The organism is Echinicola shivajiensis (assembly GCF_018642165.1).
Lineage (GTDB): Bacteria > Bacteroidota > Bacteroidia > Cytophagales > Cyclobacteriaceae > Echinicola > Echinicola shivajiensis.
On record NZ_JAHHZM010000003.1, the window covers coordinates 405,168 to 423,092 of the forward strand.

General features: G+C 39.0%; 12 protein-coding genes. 10 read left to right on the forward strand and 2 right to left on the reverse strand.

Going from position 1 to position 17,925, the window contains the following annotated elements; translation table 11 throughout:
* Nucleotides 1-167 precede the first annotated feature (167 nt).
* The 7 genes from KMW37_RS08270 to KMW37_RS08300 all read left to right on the forward strand — a co-directional run bounded on the left by KMW37_RS08270 (nucleotide 168) and on the right by KMW37_RS08300 (nucleotide 13,365).
* Nucleotides 168-1,184 (forward strand): FecR family protein, encoded by a 1,017-nt coding sequence (locus KMW37_RS08270; protein WP_215224143.1) that lies wholly within the window; start codon nucleotides 168-170, stop codon nucleotides 1,182-1,184.
* A 153-nt stretch (nucleotides 1,185-1,337) separates the two neighbouring features.
* Nucleotides 1,338-4,766, forward strand: a complete 3,429-nt coding sequence (locus KMW37_RS08275) for a SusC/RagA family TonB-linked outer membrane protein (protein ID WP_246581399.1) — start codon at nucleotides 1,338-1,340, stop codon at nucleotides 4,764-4,766.
* 11 nt (nucleotides 4,767-4,777) lie between these two features.
* Nucleotides 4,778-6,832: a RagB/SusD family nutrient uptake outer membrane protein gene (locus tag KMW37_RS08280; RefSeq protein WP_215224144.1), complete on the forward strand. Its 2,055-nt coding sequence runs from the start codon at nucleotides 4,778-4,780 to the stop codon at nucleotides 6,830-6,832.
* A 16-nt stretch (nucleotides 6,833-6,848) separates the two neighbouring features.
* Nucleotides 6,849-7,832 carry a DUF4973 domain-containing protein gene (locus tag KMW37_RS08285; protein ID WP_215224145.1) on the forward strand — a complete coding sequence of 328 codons (984 nt, stop codon included), beginning with the start codon at nucleotides 6,849-6,851 and terminating at the stop codon, nucleotides 7,830-7,832.
* Nucleotides 7,833-7,918: 86 nt separating this feature from the next.
* Nucleotides 7,919-9,376 (forward strand): IPT/TIG domain-containing protein, encoded by a 1,458-nt coding sequence (locus tag KMW37_RS08290; RefSeq protein WP_246581400.1) that lies wholly within the window; start codon nucleotides 7,919-7,921, stop codon nucleotides 9,374-9,376.
* Between the two features lie 383 nt (nucleotides 9,377-9,759).
* Nucleotides 9,760-12,234: a glutaminase family protein gene (locus KMW37_RS08295; protein ID WP_215224147.1), complete on the forward strand. Its 2,475-nt coding sequence runs from the start codon at nucleotides 9,760-9,762 to the stop codon at nucleotides 12,232-12,234.
* A gap of 438 nt (nucleotides 12,235-12,672) precedes the next feature.
* The gene (locus KMW37_RS08300) at nucleotides 12,673-13,365 is read left to right on the forward strand and encodes a basic secretory family protein (RefSeq protein ID WP_246581401.1); all 693 of its coding nucleotides are present in this window, start codon (nucleotides 12,673-12,675) and stop codon (nucleotides 13,363-13,365) included.
* A gap of 50 nt (nucleotides 13,366-13,415) precedes the next feature.
* On the opposite strand, the gene KMW37_RS08305 is transcribed toward KMW37_RS08300, so the two are convergent.
* Entirely contained in the window at nucleotides 13,416-14,000 is a 585-nt protein-coding gene (locus KMW37_RS08305; protein ID WP_215224148.1) for a transposase, read from the reverse strand.
* 391 nt (nucleotides 14,001-14,391) lie between these two features.
* Between KMW37_RS08305 and KMW37_RS08310 the strand changes: the two genes are divergently transcribed.
* The 3 genes from KMW37_RS08310 to KMW37_RS08320 all read left to right on the forward strand — a co-directional run bounded on the left by KMW37_RS08310 (nucleotide 14,392) and on the right by KMW37_RS08320 (nucleotide 17,087).
* On the forward strand, nucleotides 14,392-15,555 hold the full coding sequence (locus KMW37_RS08310) for a glycosyltransferase family 4 protein (RefSeq protein WP_215224149.1): 1,164 nt from the start codon (nucleotides 14,392-14,394) through the stop codon (nucleotides 15,553-15,555).
* 25 nt (nucleotides 15,556-15,580) lie between these two features.
* Nucleotides 15,581-15,883 (forward strand): hypothetical protein, encoded by a 303-nt coding sequence (locus tag KMW37_RS08315; protein WP_215224150.1) that lies wholly within the window; start codon nucleotides 15,581-15,583, stop codon nucleotides 15,881-15,883.
* A 193-nt stretch (nucleotides 15,884-16,076) separates the two neighbouring features.
* Nucleotides 16,077-17,087, forward strand: a complete 1,011-nt coding sequence (locus KMW37_RS08320; protein WP_215224151.1) for a thiol-activated cytolysin family protein — start codon at nucleotides 16,077-16,079, stop codon at nucleotides 17,085-17,087.
* Between the two features lie 43 nt (nucleotides 17,088-17,130).
* On the opposite strand, the gene KMW37_RS08325 is transcribed toward KMW37_RS08320, so the two are convergent.
* On the reverse strand, nucleotides 17,131-17,916 hold the full coding sequence (locus tag KMW37_RS08325; protein ID WP_215224152.1) for a glycosyltransferase domain-containing protein: 786 nt from the start codon (nucleotides 17,914-17,916) through the stop codon (nucleotides 17,131-17,133).
* Between the last annotated feature and the right edge of the window lie 9 nt (nucleotides 17,917-17,925).

A 17,925-nucleotide genomic window follows, 5' to 3' on the forward strand; every position in this document is an offset into this window, starting at 1 on the left:
AGGAGATTGACATTTAAAGAAGTTCCTGGAGTATTTATGCATTCCTAGTTTACTTTAATGTAGATTTTTCTCGGATTTTAATCATTGTAAAAAAAACACTATTTTTTTTTAAGTCACGTGAGTATTTGACTTGACTTCAGGGTATATCCTTTTGTAAGACAATTCAAATGGATAGAAAAAAACAATTAAAGGCATTTTATAAGGGGGATTTATCTAAAGATGAAGCCGCAGATTTTTTGCAGTGGTACCATTCAAAAGAAGGAGAGGAGTATATGTCCTCAAAACTTAAAGAAAATTGGGATGACCAGGAGTATGCAAATGACGAAGTTGATTTGTGGGATAAAGAAGCGTTGTTTAGAAAAATCAGCAGAAAGAAATGGGCAAGTGATTATTCTTCACAAGCTAAACAAAGAAATATTAAGCCTGACAAAAACTGGGGGTTTAAAATTGCTGCTAGCTTGGCAGTGATTTTTACCATCAGTGTATTGGGCTATCAATATATTATGGATAATCAAAAAAGTCCAATGGAAACGCTTGCCTTGATTACAAAATCGAATCCTGCCGGGCAAAAGTCTAAAATCATCCTGCCAGATGGCACTAAGGTCTACTTGAATGCGGAGAGTTCTATCAGTTATCCAAGTGAATTTAAGACCAATCGTAATGTTGAGTTGGAGGGAGAAGCATTTTTTGAGGTTTTTTCGGATAAGGATCACCCATTCAGAGTAAAGAGTAAGGGCTTATCAACCCAAGCTCTAGGTACAGCATTTAATATCAAAGCTTATAGGGATTCCCCCATTACGGAAGTAGCACTTACTCATGGGAAGGTAAGGGTGGAAGAAATCTCCGGTAATAGGAAAGATGAATTGATTCCTGGAGAAGCGATCATTAGTGAGGGTGTAAACAATGATTTTAGAAAAGAAAGAATCGATGTAGAAACGGTATTTCTATGGAAGGAAGGGATTTTGCATTTTGACGAAACTTCTTTTGAAGAAGTAGTGAGAACCTTGGAGCGGTGGTATAATGTCAAAATCCTTATTGAAGGAGAATACGACAAGGACTTTTTATGCTCCGGTACATTTGATAAAAATGAATATTTAGCGAATGTCCTTGACATTCTGGGGCACTCGATTGGCTTTGACTACCAGATGAATAAACGATTAATAGAATTGAAATTCAACCCCTAAAAAACCGCCTATGATATAATAAATCCAAAACGAAAGAGTCCGGGAAGGTACTGCAATACACTCCCGGACCAAACATCAATCCAACGAAAGGCAGCATATGGACTGGATCTCCAACTGCCTTTATAACCTATGTTAAATTGATATACCCAAAATATGAAACAAAATTTAACCCAGAAAATTATTATGGTCTCAAAATATGCAGGCTACTGCTTTTTTTTCTTGACCTTGACCATGAGCTCGGTACTGGCCGGTAATTCTTCCGCCCAAGTAAAGAGCATCGAGGAAGTTTTTATAGAGCTTTCCAGTGATCAGAAGACTTTAGAAGAAGTCCTCTATCAGATTGAGGAAAGTACTTCCTTTCATTTCTTTTATACAGATAGGAATGTTGACAAGACGCAACCTGTCCATATTTCCAATCAAAAGGCATCAGTTGCAGAACATTTAAAGAATATGGCACTGAGTCTTGGACTGGAATTCCGACAAGTCAATAATAGTATTAGCGTCAAGAAAATCAAGGATAAAGGAGCGGTAATAACCAATCCTTCCATAGAAATATTTAAGGAAATTACCGGTGTGGTAACCGATGAAGAGGGGGAGCCCCTTCCTGGAGCTTCAGTACTGATAGAGGGAGCAGCCAATAAAGGAACGGTAACTGATTTAGAGGGGAATTATTCCATTGATGTGGAGCAAGGTACTACCCTGATATTTAGTTATATAGGATTTGAAGCCAAGAAGGTGGTCGTTGGTAACCAAAGTAAGATAGACGTAGTGCTAGAGGTCAATGCCAAATCATTGGAAGAAGTGGTTGTTGTGGGCTTTGGTGAGCAGAAAAAGATATCCTTGACCGGAGCAGTTTCCACTGTAAATACAGAGGACCTGAAATCAAATCCAACGTCGAGTTTATCAAATGCGCTGGCCGGAAATGTTCCGGGAGTTTTGGGAATGATGCAATCTGGACAGCCAGGAAAAAATATCTCTGAATTCTGGATTCGAGGTATATCCACTTTTGGTGGAGGAACTAATCCTTTGGTTTTGGTAGATAATATTGAAAGGGACTTGAATGAGCTAAATATCGAAGATATCAAATCCATTACTGTGCTAAAAGACGCAGCAGAGACAGCCATGTATGGCTCTAGAGGGGCAAATGGTGTGATTTTGATTACCACCAAGAGAGGTGCCGCTGGAAAAATAGAAGTTAATTTCAAAGATGAGTTTATATATAACACACGTACTATAACACCTGAGTTTGAAGATGGTGTGACCTATGCGAAACTATTAAATGAAGCTAGGGTTACGCGTAACCACGCGCCGATCTATCAGCCAGAGGAACTTGAAATCTTGCGTCTTGGATTGGATCCCGATTTATATCCAAATGTGGATTGGCAGGATTTGCTATTGAAAGATGGTGCCATGACCTACCGTGCCAATTTGAATATGAGTGGCGGCGGACCGACTTCCCGTTATTATGCTTCCGCTAGTTATATAGATGAAGGGGGGATGTATGAGATCGATGAGGCTTTGAAGGATGATTATAATACCAATGCCAATTATAAACGTTGGAATTATCGTTTAAATGCAGATTTTAACCTTACTGAAACAACAGAGGTGAAAGTGGGTGTAGCAGGATCACTTAGTAAACGTAATAGTCCTGGATTGGGTGATGTTGATTTCTGGGGAGCATTTTTTGGTTATTCTCCTATTCGTACCCCTGTCTTGTATTCCAACGGTTATGTGCCTGCAGTGGGGACAGGAAACCAGACCAATCCATGGGTGATGGCTACCCAAACAGGTTTCAATGAAAACTGGGTCAATAGGGTACAGACCAATGTGACTGTTGAACAGGATTTAAATTTCGTAACGAAAGGTCTTCGTATGAGGGGAATTGTAGGCTATGATACGCGAAACAGTAATAATATACAGCGTCGTAAATGGCCTGAGCAGTGGCGTGCAGATCGTGCCCGAGATATCAATGGAGACTTGGTGTTTACCCATATTTCCAATCCTAGCGAAATGCAGCAGTCCAGTAGTTCTTCAGGAAATAGACTTGAGTTTTTTGACTTGATGTTCAATTACGATAAGAGTATTGGTGATCACCATTTGGGAGCAGCGACTAGACTGACTAGGGATGCTTATGTGCAAACGGTTAATATTGGGGGAGATATCAAAAATGGTATTGCCCGTAGAAACCAAGCACTATCAGGTCGTCTTTTATATAACTGGAAATACAGGTATTTCGCCAATTTAAACTTTGGGTATACTGGATCTGAGAACTTTGCACCGGGCCACCAGTATGGTTTTTTCCCTGCAATTTCATTTGGTTGGAATGTGGCAGATGAGTCGTTTGTTAAAAATAACATTGGTTGGTTGAATTTGTTCAAGATCCGCTACTCTTATGGAAAAGCTGGTAATGACCAGTTAATGGGCGGAGAGCGTTTCCCATATTTGTATACCATGGAAGAGCTTGTTAATGCAGATGGTGAGCCTACAGGCGGTTACCAGTGGGCGGATTATGGTTTTGATCGTTATTTTGGCGGTTTGAGATATTCACAGGTGGCCTCACCTAATGTTACTTGGGAAGTAGCGACGAAACAAAACTTAGGTTTTGATATAGAAACCAACAGTATTACTGCCAATCTAGATTTCTTTGATGAAGAGCGTACCGGTATTTACATGGCCAGACAGTTTTTGCCTGATATGGTAGGATTGGAAAGTACGCCTAGGGCCAATGTGGGTATAGTGAAGTCTAGAGGATTTGACGGACGTTTTAAGTTCATCAAGCGAATTGGTAAAGTCACCCTGACTACTAGAAGTAATATCACTTACAGTAAAAATGAAATCGTTGAAAGGGATGAAGAGAATAATGTCTACCCTTATCAAAATCAGGAGGGGTACCGCGTAGGCCAGTCAAGAGGTTTGGTGGCATTGGGTCTATTTAAGGATTATGATGATATCAGAAACAGCCCTACACAAACTTTCGGGCCATATCAGCCAGGTGATATTAAATATAAAGATGTCAACGGCGATGGTGTGATCAATGATGGTGACCGTGTGGCAATCGGTGCTACAAGGAGGCCAAACTTGATTTACGGTTTAGGTGCATCAGCACAATGGAAGGGATTCAGCCTTGGGGTACATTTCCAAGGAGCAGGTAAATCAACATTCTCCACTTTTGGGAAAACGGTATACGCGTTTAGTGAAGGCGAGTGGGGACAGGTCATGAAGGGAGTTATGGGGGACAACCGTTGGATTGATTCGGATATATCTGAAGATCCTTCGACAGAAGATCCGAACGCCTCTTATCCTCGTCTGAGTTTTGGTCCAAATCCTAATAACTTCAGGGAATCTACTTTCTGGCTACGTGACGGCCGATACCTTCGTCTTAAGACAGTAGATTTTGGATATAATTTACCAAAACATTTGACCAGGCTGGTAAGAGCCAAGAATATCCGATTGTTTGTGGTGGGAACCAATCTGTTCACTTGGTCCAAGTTCAAACTTTGGGACCCAGAATTGGCCACGCCTAGGGGAGAAGACTACCCTCCTGCTAAATCTTTCACCTTGGGTATTAATGTTAACCTGTAAAAAGAGAAGAGATGAATTTGAAGAGCATTTATATAATAATATTGTTTGTTTTCACAGGTTTGATTTTTGCCTGTGATGGCGACTACCTGGATTCCAGTCAATATTTTAAAGATAGACTTACAGAAGAAAAAGTTTTCCAAAGTAAAGTCTATTCAGAAGAATGGCTAGCCAATGTCTTTGAGGAGCTAAGAGGTATTAATGCTGATGTAGCCAGTAAAGGGGTTACCCCTCATAACTTTGCCGATGGAATGTATTATGGAGATAGGGACAGTGAATATGACCCATCTAAAAATGAGTTGTCCTACAATATGTTCAAGATGGGACAATATTCAGAAAATGATAAGCAGGGCACTTGGACACGATGCTATAGAGGGATACGCAATGCATCTACCTTCATTCATAATATTGATATGAATTTAGAGCTGTCACGGGTAGAAATAGAAGATTATAAGGGACAGGCTCGCTTTGCAAGAGCTTATTTATATTGGTTATTACTTCGTAAATATGGTCCGATCCCATTGTTGCCTGATGAAGGTTTGGATTATACCGAAAGCTATGATGATCTAGCTGTTCCAAGAAGTAGCTATGAAGCATGTGCCGAGTTTATCAGTGAAGAAATGCTGATCGCAGCAAAGGAAATGGAGGCTCGTGGAATGATACGTGGTCAGGATGGTTCTGCCCGTCCTTCAGTAGGAGCAGCCTTGGCTACCCGTGCCAAAGCATTGATCTATGCGGCAAGTCCTCTGGCAAATGGGAACAACTCGGATTATGCAGCACGTTTGACAGATGATCAAGGAGAACGTCTACTGTCTGCTGATTATCAAGAAGAGAAATGGGCAAGAGCAGCTGCCGCAGCTAGGGACGTAATGGAGCTAGGTGTATACGAACTTTATACTGTACCTGTACAGGAAACAGGAGAAAACGCCACTATTATTCCTCCATATGATAGTGATTTTTCAGAAAAAAGCTGGCCAGAGGGCTGGGCAAATATTGATCCAGCAAAATCATATGCTAGGGTGTTTGATGGCACATTATTGCCTTCCGGTAACCCTGAATTGATTTTTACTAGGGGCAATAACCAAGATGGAGAAAGTATTAGGGCTATGGTAGCGCATCAGTTGCCACGTTCAGCTACAGGATGGAATACCCATGGGCTGACCCAAAAACTCGTTGATGCTTATGCCATGAACGATGGTTCAGATATACCGGGTAGAGATAAAGAAATTGGCCGTGGAGATGGTTCCGAACGTGTGAGTGGTTATGTGACCCAAGAGGATTATGACGCAGGGAAATACAGGCCTCTGAGACCCGGAGTTTCTTTGCAGTATGCCAACCGTGAACCTAGGTTTTATGCTTCTGTGGCCTTTAATGGAAGTTTTTGGACACTTTTAAATGAATCCCAAGAAAGAAACCGTAATCAACAAGTATTCTATTACCGCGATAATCCTAAGGGCAATGGCTTTAATTCGTCCAATGCCTACTGGTTAAGGACTGGTTTTGGGATGAAGAAATATGTTCACCCTAGTGATACCTATGAGGGCGGGAGTATGGGCAATATCGTTCCTAAAGCTGAGCCTGCCATTCGATATCCGGATATATTACTTATGTATGCAGAAGCATTAAATGAGCTTGATGGAGCCTACAATATTTCATCATGGAATGGGGGAAGTTATAGCATCTCGAGAGACATTGCGGAGATGCAAAGAGGTATTCATCCGGTGCGTATCCGTGCTGGTGTACCTGATTATCCTGCAAGTGCATACAGTGATAAGGATGAGTTAAGAAAAAGATTGAAACGCGAACGTTTTATTGAGCTACTGGGAGAAGGGCAACGCTATTACGACTTACGTCGCTGGATGGATGCTCCTGTTGAGGAATCCTTGCCAATATACGGTTGTAATGTACTGATGAATGAAAACGAAAGAGACCTTTTTCATCAACCTGTAGCGATTTGGGCACTTGAAACCACTTTTGCTGATAAAATGTGGTTCTGGCCGATTAGTCATACAGAACTAAAAAGGAACAACCGACTTACACAGAATCCAGGATGGACTTATAACGATTAATTTAAAAAGCATGATCATGAATAAATCATATATATCGTTTCTTCTGCTTTCGCTACTTATAATCTGCGGTTCGTGCAATGATGAGTGGACTGAAGAACAATTTGAAAACTTTATATCATTTAAGGCTCCATTGACCAATGAAGGAGTATGTGATATCTATATTCGTTATAAGGGAGAGGAAAAGACCACCTTCCTGCAACCTTTGATTGTCAGTGGATCCACAACAAATAAAAGTGACAGAACTGTGCACGTGGCTGTAGATTCTGATACTTTGGAAGTGCTTAACTACGAGCATTTCCAAAACCGTGAGGACTTTTATTATAGGGAATTGAATAGTGAATATTTTTCTATTCCATCTACTGTGGATATTAAAGCAGGAGAAAATACTGCATTAATGGCCATCGATTTTACATTAAAAGATATCGATATGGTAGATAAGTGGGTGCTTCCTTTAAATATTGAGGACGATCCTTCGAATAGTTATATACCCAATCCAAGGAAATATTATCGAAAGGCCATTTTGCGTATTCATCCATTCAATGATTATTCTGGTACCTACAGTGGTACAGCATTGAAAACGACCATGGAGGGTTATGAAGATGAAACGCCAATTGTAAAGGAGGAAATCCGTGGCTATGTAGTGGATGAAAATACCATTTTCTTTTATGCAGGTAATATCGACGAAGATCGTCAAGATCGCCGTAACTATAAAGTCTATGCTACTTTCAATACTAATGGGGGAGTGACTTTCCATTCGGATAATCCTGATATGCAGTTTCAGGTAAATAAGGATGCTAGCTATACGATTACAGAGCAGATGGATGATGTTCGTCCATATCTTTTACATCGATATATCACCATCAATAATATTGATTACCAATTTTCAGATTATACCATGGTGCCCAATGTCGACATCAATTATAAGGTGACGGGTTCATTGATTTTAGAACGTCAATTAAATACCCAAATTCCTGATGAGGACCAGGCGATTGAATGGTAAGAATGCAAAGCAGCGATACGGAAATAAGTGGGGCAGAGGCTCGTCAAGTATTGTGAACTTTAAATCTAAAAATTATGCAAATAAATATGATAAATATAAAATGGGGCCGCTATACACTAAATTTGGTGCTGGCTTTATTATTGGGGCTTTTTTATAGCTGTCAAGTTGAGGAAGAAGGGCTTGATATAGGAGAGGCTTTTGACCCAACTCAACCTGTTGTGGTGTCTAATTTTACCCCTTCATCTGGAGGAGCAGGACAGAGACTTGTAATTTATGGTAAGAACTTTGGTAATGATCCAGATATCGTTTCGGTGTTTATAGGAGGAAAAGAAGCCACGGTAATCAATGTTAAGGGTGATGCATTGTACTGTTTGGTGCCAAGGCAAGCCTTTGGAGGCGAAATAGAAGTGCGTGTTGGAGGTGATGGCAGAGAGGTTACCGGTAGTTCCAGCAAGGATTTTAATTATCAGCGAAAAATGGTGGTTTCTACGCTGGTAGGGTATAAAAATGACCGTGGTGATGAACCATGGAAAGATGGTAAATTCAAGGCTGATGACCCTAGTGACATGGCGAGTGGTTTTTGGAGACCTTCTTTTTTCAAATTTGATCCGCTCAATCCTAAGCATCTATGGGCTGTATTCGACTTCAATAATGGATTGTACTTGATCGATTTGGAAGATAGTACGGTGACCAAAAAGCGTTCGGATTTTGACAGGCCTAGAAGTATTGATTTCACCCTTGATGGGCAGCATATGATCATCGCGGAAGATAGAGGTGGAGAAAATGACAGGGCAACTTACCGCTTGTCCCGTGATAAAGAATGGCAGGACAGGGAAGTCATGACCAGGTACAGACAGTGTAATGGAGCAGCTGTACATCCGATCAATGGAGAGCTGTATTTCAACAGTTACGAGAAAGGCCAGTTTTTCCGCTTTGACCTGAATAAATATTTCAGCGAAGGCCTTGGCGATAAGGATTATGAGACCTTGTTCGTGGTTCATGATCCGGGCTGGGAATATAAGATATTTATGCATCCTACAGGTAACTATGCCTATATCATGGTCATTAATCAGCACTACATTCTGCGAGTTGATTATAACTGGGAAAAGAAACAGTTTAACCAGCCTTATTTGGTTTGTGGCCAATTGAGAGGAGCGGGATACCAAGATGGTGTAGGTTCGGATGTCCGCTTGAGAAATCCTTATCAGGGTGTGTTTGTGAAAAATGAAGAATATGCTGCAGAAGGTAAACCTGATGAATATGACTTTTATTTCACAGATCAGCATAACCATTGTATTCGTAAGTTAAGTCCACAAGGTAGTGTGACCACCTTTGCCGGTAGGGGAAGCTCTAGTATCAACCCTGATCCATGGGGCTATGTAGATGGTGACTTAAGAGAAGAGGCTAGGTTTGATAGACCATCTGGTATTGCCTACAGTGAAGAGGACAAGGCTTTTTATATTGGTGACCAGATGAATCACCGTATTCGTAAGATAGCCCTTGAGGAAATGGAAGAAGAGGAGTCAGGTGAAGAAGAAGACTAAAAATCAGCTTTGGATCAAATAAAAACAACGTTGATGCTATTTTAAAGAAAGTGTCATCAAATTCTTAAAGCCTTTTGGGGTGATTTTTTCCCCAAAAGGCTTTATCTGTGAATGCGTGTTTTGTGCATGATTTTGGAGATTGACCAATGGATCTGAAAGAATTTCAAGCCCAAAAAACAAAATAAATAATTAGAAAAAAATATCAATCAATTAACTAAAACTATTATTTACCATGGCAATGCTGTCAGGAAGAACTTATAGAAGATGAGATTAGAATCAAATCATTTACAAAGCTTTCAATTTTGTGGAGATTGTTTTCCTTTTTCAAATTACCAAAGCTTCTTTTGTGGACAGTACGTCAAACCTTTTAGAAAATCAAACCTATGAAACGAGTAAAAAGAGTAAAGCAAGCAATTGCAAAGATCACCTTGGGTTTGGGCTTAATGATAGGTACGGAGACTTTGGCGCAGGAAGCGCTCAGGGCACCGGCTTATCCATTGATCACCCATAACCCTAATCTAAGTATCTGGTCCATGAATGACCAGCTTAATCAAGCATCTCCAAAACACTGGACAACAGCCGATCATGGTCTTTTGGGATTGATAAAGGTGGATGGAAAACCCTATCGCTTTTTAGGTAAGGAATCTAAGGTTTTCAATTCAGTGTTGCCTACTACCGATCAGCGTGATTATAGTATGAGCTATACAGAAAAGGCGCCGAAATCTGGCTGGGAACAAGTAGGTTTTGACGACAGTGCATGGGAAAAAGGACAGGCTCCTTTTACTGATCGTCGGGATATGGATGGCACTTTTTGGAATTCAGATGACCTTTGGTTGAGAAGAAGTTTTGATCTAAGAGACAGTAAAAATCTGAAAGAACTTTTTCTTAAAATTAGGCATGATGATGATATCAAGGTTTATCTGAATGGAGAGCAAATCTATCAACTGAAGGGGTGGATTCATCGCTTTGATTATATAGAGATTCCCCAAAACATTAAACAAGGCCTTAAAGAAAAAGGCAATGTGCTGGCGGTGCATATTAGAAATACGGGAGGTGGCAGATGGTTGGATTTAGGACTTGCAGAAGGAGTTGTTCAGCCTGAAATGGAGCAACTTACTGCAGCTGTGCAGACAGGAGTTCATCTTAGCGCCACCCAAACTCAATATGAATTTGATTGTGGCGGTGTAGCTTTGACCGTAAATTTCACTTCGCCACTGCTATTGGATGACTTGGATCTTTTGGCAAGGCCCATTTCTTATATTACCACGGAAGTCAAAAGTAAAGATGGAAAAGAGCATGATGTTCAGATCGCCCTTGGCGTGTCTTCGGATTTGGCCGTCCATCAGCCTAGCCAAGAAGTAGCTACTTCTAGGTATCAGGAAGGGAAATTGGATATCATGAAAGCCGGAACAGTTGAACAAAATGTTTTGGGCAGAAAGGGTGATGATGTGCGCATTGACTGGGGACATTTGTATGTGGCCACTGTAAAAGGTGAAAATACCCAGCATTGGCTAAATAATGAAGGAAATATTCTGGGGACTTGGGATCAAGCCCATGCCACAAGTGGAGCGCTACAGTCCAGAGGGATAATGCTGAATACCAAAGTGAATATGGGAAGTGTAGGATCCAAAGCGAAGGAGCAATTGTTTTTACTTGGTTATGACGAAGAATTAGCTATCCAATACTTCGGGAAAAACTTGGAACCGTGGTGGAAAACCTCAGAAGGAGGAAGTTTTGAAGCTTTATTAGAAAAAGCAGCAGATGATTATAAAAGCATCGCTAAGCGCTGTGACGCTTTTGATAAAAAGATGTACAAAGAAACACTAAAAGCCGGTGGAGAGAAATATGCGGATATGTGTGTGTTGGCCTATCGTCAAGCGATAGCTGCGCATACCTTAGTCGAAAGTCCTGAAGGTGAACTGCTTTTTATGTCCAAAGAAAACAATAGTAATGGCTCTATCAATACGGTGGATGTAACTTATCCTTCAGCTCCTATTTTCCTGCACTATAATCCAGATTTGATGAAAGGCATGTTGAATGGAATTTTTCATTATTCTGAGAGTGGTAGGTGGAAGAAACCTTTTCCTGCACATGATTTAGGAACTTACCCCATCGCCAATGGACAAACCTATGGGGAAGATATGCCTGTGGAAGAGGCAGGTAATATGCTTTTGCTGACAGCAGCTATAGTGGATCAGGAAAAGGATCCTGCATATGCGAAAAAGCATTGGGAAGTGTTGACCATTTGGGCAGAGTACCTGAGGAAAAGCGGTTTTGATCCAGCCAACCAGCTGTCTACAGATGATTTTGCTGGACACCTGGCCAGAAATGCCAACCTCTCTGTAAAGGCGATTTTAGCTTTGGCAGCATATGGAAAAATGGCAGGAATGATGGGGGACAAGGATGTCCAAGCGGATTATATCAATGAAGCAAGGGACATGGCCAAAAAATGGATGAAGCTAGCCGATGATGGTGATCATTATTCCTTGGCTTTTGAAACTCCCGGTACATGGAGTGAAAAGTATAATTTGGTTTGGGATGAAATTCTTGATTTAAATGTATTCCCAGAAAAAGTAGCCGATAAGGAAATTGCTTATTATCTGACCAAACAGGAAAAATATGGCTTGCCTTTGGACAGTAGAAAAACCTATTCCAAATCAGACTGGGTCTTTTGGACAGCTTCCTTGGCCGATAATCAGGAGGATTTTAACGCTTTGATTGCACCAATGTGGAAATATGCCAATGAAACTCCAAACAGGGTTCCGATCAGTGATTGGCATGAAACCAAAGATGCGAAGGTGATGAATTTCCGTGCTAGGTCTGTAGTAGGAGGTTATTTTATCAAATTGCTTTATTAGCATTAATAGTCAGGGGCTAGACATTGGATGCTCACATTTGGTAGAGGAGATGAAATAACCTTTGTCAGTGGAGTTTAACAATTAATTTGTGCACCGTTGTCTAACTACTTAGAAGCTATTTGAACTTCAACTCACATAACCACCAAGAAAACTACTTAATTGCTTAATTATTCCTATTGTTTTTGGATTTCAGGCTGCCCAGAATATGGGTAGCCTGATTCCATTTAAAATGGCCAGCGAAAATCAATAATAAAACCTTGGTAGCTAATACATGGATAGGATAAATTGGAAAAGGGATACTTGCCTAAAATTTCCTTAAAAGCAACGATATTGTGAGTGAAAGTAAATTAATTTGGAGATAGATTCCCTGCCTAATAAACAAATATATATAAGCCCCGATGACCTACCATTTTTATTAAATAACTCTAAAGAAAAACCATGAAATTTAAAAGATTAAGTTTAGCTCTTTGTTTGAGCAGCATGACATTGTTTGGTCTTCAAGCAAAAGGCGAAATTGAAGACAAAGAAGTACTAAAAAAAGGAAAGTTTACGCTTACCTTTATCAATCAAGATTCTGATTTAGATGAAGAGGTTAAGGAAGGTTTAATCAAGACCTTTTTCAAGGTCTATCCGAAAATGGTCAAGGATTTCAATCAAGAAGCGACTAAAGAGGTCACTGTGACAATTGATACAGCTTATAATGGCGTCGCATATGCCCATAATGGTAAGATTACCATAGCTTCTAAATGGTTGGAAAAGAAGCCAAGTGATTTGGATGTGATTACCCATGAGGGCATGCATTTGGTACAGGCTTATCCAGGAGGTTCAGGGCCAGGTTGGCTGACGGAGGGGATTGCAGATTATGTTCGTTATGCTTATGGGGTAGACAATGAAGGAGCTGGTTGGGCTTTGCCTGATTTTAATTCGGAACATAAATACCATAACAGTTATCGGATAACAGCTAGATTTTTGCTTTGGATCAACCAAAATTTCGACAAAAATTTCGTAAAGAGTATGGACGAAAAAATGCGAAACAAGGAATATTCTGATACACTTTGGAGCTTGTACACGGGCAAAACATTAGAGGAACTTTGGGAGCAATATTCCAATGATCCGGAAGTGAAAATATAATTTTTAGTTCCAAAATAATTCATGCCATGACTCAAAGTCGTGGCATGAAGTTAAACATTGTCCTCAAGAAGTAGCTTGTAAGATTCCTTTATGAAATGAATAGGGGAACTTGGGAGATCTAATAGTTGGTATGCGAGTTTTTTATTACATAAAGTATCATTTCGGTAGCCTGCATAATCTTGAAATGAGCTCATTTCCCAATGTTCCATTTTTTTTACTAAACTTGCTCGGACTGGGTTTTGATGAATATAGTGAAAACATATTAAGGGATAATTATCTGCATTTGCAGAACTCATAGCATGACTTGAGGTCATGCCATGAGTTTCTAATTGTTTGATTTTTGTGTTCTGGCTAAATAATGAGCCTGTTTGGCCACGTTCCTTATTTATAGCCCTTGTGTATGAGCGGAGCATTATTTTTAAACCATTACTGAATTTACTTCTTTGAAAATTCACTTTGGTATTAATCATAAAATGAAAATGATTGTTCATCAAGCAATACGCTAGGATATCCACATGTGGTAATAAATGTGTTTGTGCTTTGCTAAGGAAATAGATGAAATTTCTTTTTTCAAAAAATATATTTTGACGATTATTTCCTCGATTATAAAGGTGATACAATCTGTTTGGTAACATAGTTGAAAAAAGATTAGAAATTTAAAAATGATCTGTTCTTAATATACAAAATAATTCATGCCATGATTCAAAGTCGTGGCATGAATTAGGAATTTCAACCCTTTCGCATAATTACTTTTTAAAGATTATTTTTTTGTTAATTTTGTCCTAATAATTAACTCCAAAATTCCATTTTTAAAGAACCACCATTAAAAATAGCATAGATTTTGGTATAGCGCTAAATAAATGTAAGTCTTGTAAGTGGCTTAATTTTAGTCTATTAAAGAGGCTGTTTAGCCTTTGATTGATTTTTTTGAGGATATTTAAGTATGGTTTGTAGCAATATCGTACTTATCTCCGTCTTGTTGATGTATTTGGCAGACGAAACCAACTAACCACAAACTACTACCAAATGAGAATTGGATTTGATGCAAAGCGTGCTTTTAAGAATTTTACAGGATTGGGCAATTATAGCCGATTTATCCTTAAATCACTAAGCGATAATTTTCCTTCAAATAAATATTTTTTATTTACTCCTAACTATGGGCGTAAGAGTGAGGAAATAGCTATCGCTTGTAAAAATCCCAATCAAAGGATTGTATTGCCTTCTGATATGTGGAAGCTGCCTGTTCTTTCTGGAGCTTGGAGAAGTGTGTTTCAGGGAATCAAACACCTGGACAATCAACTGGAAATTTTCCATGGTTTGAGCAATGAAATTCCTTTTATCAAGAATAAGTCGACCAAGTATGTAGTAACAGTACATGACCTATTGTTCTGCAGGTATCCTGAATTATTTAATCCCATCGATGTACAGATCTATAAATTAAAGATGGAAAGGTCATGTAGAGAGGCCGATCAGGTCATAGCCATCAGCCAGCAGACCAAAGAAGATCTTGTGAACTTTTTGGGGATTGATGTCCACAAAATCAAGGTGGTTTATCAAGGATATCATGAAAACTATAATAGAGAAGTCACAGAAGAACAACTTCATTTGGTAAAGTCAAAATATAGTCTTCCTGATCAATATTTGCTTTTTGTAAGCACCATCGAAAAGCGCAAAAATGTGCAATTGATCCTGAAGGCAATGAAGGAAAAACATGATTGGAATCTGCCATTGGTGGTAGTGGGACGGGCTACATCCTATGTGAATACACTAAGGACAATGGTGGAAGAGTACGGTTTACAGGAAAAGGTGATTTTTCTACATAATGTATCCTTTGAGGATCTTCCGGCCATGTACAAGTTGGCCCATGTATTTATCTACCCTTCTTATTTCGAGGGATTTGGTATTCCAATAATCGAGGCACAGAGGATGGGAACTCCAGTGATTACCAGTACGGGGTCTTGTTTTCATGAAGCAGGGGGAGAAGGAGCTCTCTATGGTGATCCAGATGATCCTTCGGCATTGATCCAACATTTGGAAACACTTTCAAGAGAGGATAATCGGGCTGATTTCATTGACAAGGGATATAAGAACATTGCTCGGTTTGATCAAAGTATTATTTCCAGGGATATCATGAATGTCTATCAGGAAGTTTTGCAGGCTTATCCCGCCAAGCCAGCTTTGGTCACTTAAAAAAGAAAATCAAATTTTTATAAATATGAAACCTAGTTTATTTATTGCTCTTTTTTTAGTTGTTTTTTTCAGTGCATGTACAGATGATGATCGACCCTTATTGAAAGCAGAAGGCATGGTGAAGGATACCGGTGATCCTGCTGTCGATGGCTGTGGCTGGTTGATTGAAATCAATGGAGAGAACTATAAACCAAAAAGCCTAAAGGACCGCTATAAAGTTGATGGCTTGGAAGTGTTTATCTATTATAATTTGTCAGGAGTTTCCTATTGCGGAATGGGTAGTACCGAGATCACTATGATATCGATTGATAATATTGAAACAAGGTAGTTTAATATCAATATTCCCTAAATTTTTCAATTGTCATTATTATTAAGAAAAATTAGTTTGAAACAGGTCAGGGTGTGGTTTTTTATTGAGATTACCATTTATCATAATTAATCTTGAAAGGTTTTCTAAAGCAGGTAGTTTAAGTAGTTTCGCGAAGAAATTACATTTTATATTTATTAAGTTTTATTTAATTATGCGTAAGTTTTTGATTGTTAGTTTTTTAGCTGTGTCAGTGTTTTCCTGTAAAGAAGATCAGGAGATTGTTCCTGATAAGACAGGTGAAATCGTTTGGGAGACAAAGAGTGAATCGACAACATATCATTCATTCCCTTTATTGAATAGAGATGTTTATATGCAATTTCCTGGTGCTTTGATCACATTGGAAAGTATCTCAGAAGAAAACTATGATTATGTTTTCAATTATAACTATAATGAAGTTGCTATTCATACAAGTCTTGATGGGGCAAGTCCTGTCAGCCAAATGATGATTCCTAGCTATGGCAATTTCGTAGAATTTGAAAATTCATCTATTTATTTAAATCCCACTCCCCCTAATAAAGCAGAGGAAAATATTGTTTCGCATGAACAATGGGTAAAGCCTATTTATTCCATGGATCATTTATACATGGAGTTGGGAGGTAATGCTTTTCTTTTGAATAATGATGTGGCTGATAAGATTAAATATGGGGAAAAGGATGGAAAAAGCAGAGGAATGTTTTTTTCGGAAACCATTAATTATTCCTATAACATAGAGGTCCCAACTGGCTCTTCCCTGATAAAGGAGTCTCCAGATGATGAAGCTTTTAAGGATATGACCCCTGTATATGTGTCCAAAATTAATATGGGAAAAATGGCTGTTGTCTTTTTTGAATCGTCCAGCCCTTATGAAGAGGTGGAAGCAGCTTTGTTAGGATTAATGGATGATAAAGTGTTAACTGATAAGCAAGTAAAGTTATTAGAAGAAACCAAGTTTATTGTTAGTGTTTCAAGAGGTTGGAATGGTTTGGAAATCCCACTTTCTTCTGAAGGATTAAACGATTATGAAGATTTTAAATCCATGCTGGAATCCGGAGCTGAGGACCCTATTTATGGAGAAGGAAAATATGGGGCGATAGTCAGTTTTGAACTACGTCATATTGGTACCAATGAGCTTGCGGAGGCAACCTTTTCAGTAGATTATGAAGTGCCAACGGTAGTAGAATAGAATTAATTTAATAATCAAGCCATGACCCAAACTCATGGCTTGATTATTCGTCCCTAATATGTCTTTTGGAATACCCGAATATCTTTCTTCGGATTTTGTGGAAGTTTCGTTTGATGGGCCCGTATTGTTTAACGAATTCTTCATGTTTTTGCAATTGTCCAAAAGGATTGTTCTCTGGAATCCAATCCAATGTTTTGAAATGCTGGAAGTTTAGCTTCCAAATAGCATAATTAAAAGACAGCTGATCTCTTCTACTTCTGGTATTGACTTCGTTCCACCAAAAATCCAGTAGCTCTTCCAACCTATTGTCTGACTTTCTAAACTGAAGTCCCCCTAGATTAAGACCATATTGCTCTGGAAAACCTTCTGCCTTATAAAATTTTTCTTGCGCGATAAATTTTTCAGGCTTGTCCATATTATAGAATTGGCAAGCTTTAAACTCCTCATAGATACAGTTTCTCTCAGGATGCTTTAATAAGGCTAACAGCGTATTGTCTGATAGGTGTTTTGATATTAGTTCATGGACACTTTTGGTGGTGATCAGATAATGGGCGTCCACATAGATATTATAATCATATTTTTTATTTAGGACTTTATGTGGCTGTAATTTATAAAAGCGGTTTTCCATGGTTGGATCTTCAAACTGCCTTTTAACCCTTATGATTTTAAAGTTTTTGGACTTCAATAGTTTATTATCCGTAAAACAGATCAAATCTACCTCGGTAAGTAATTCCTCTGGGAAAAGAGGTTCTCTGATGATATCGTATTTACCGAAGATGGCGGTATAGATGACGATTTTTTTAGATGGAATTTTCTTTAAAAAAAACATTTTGAATTA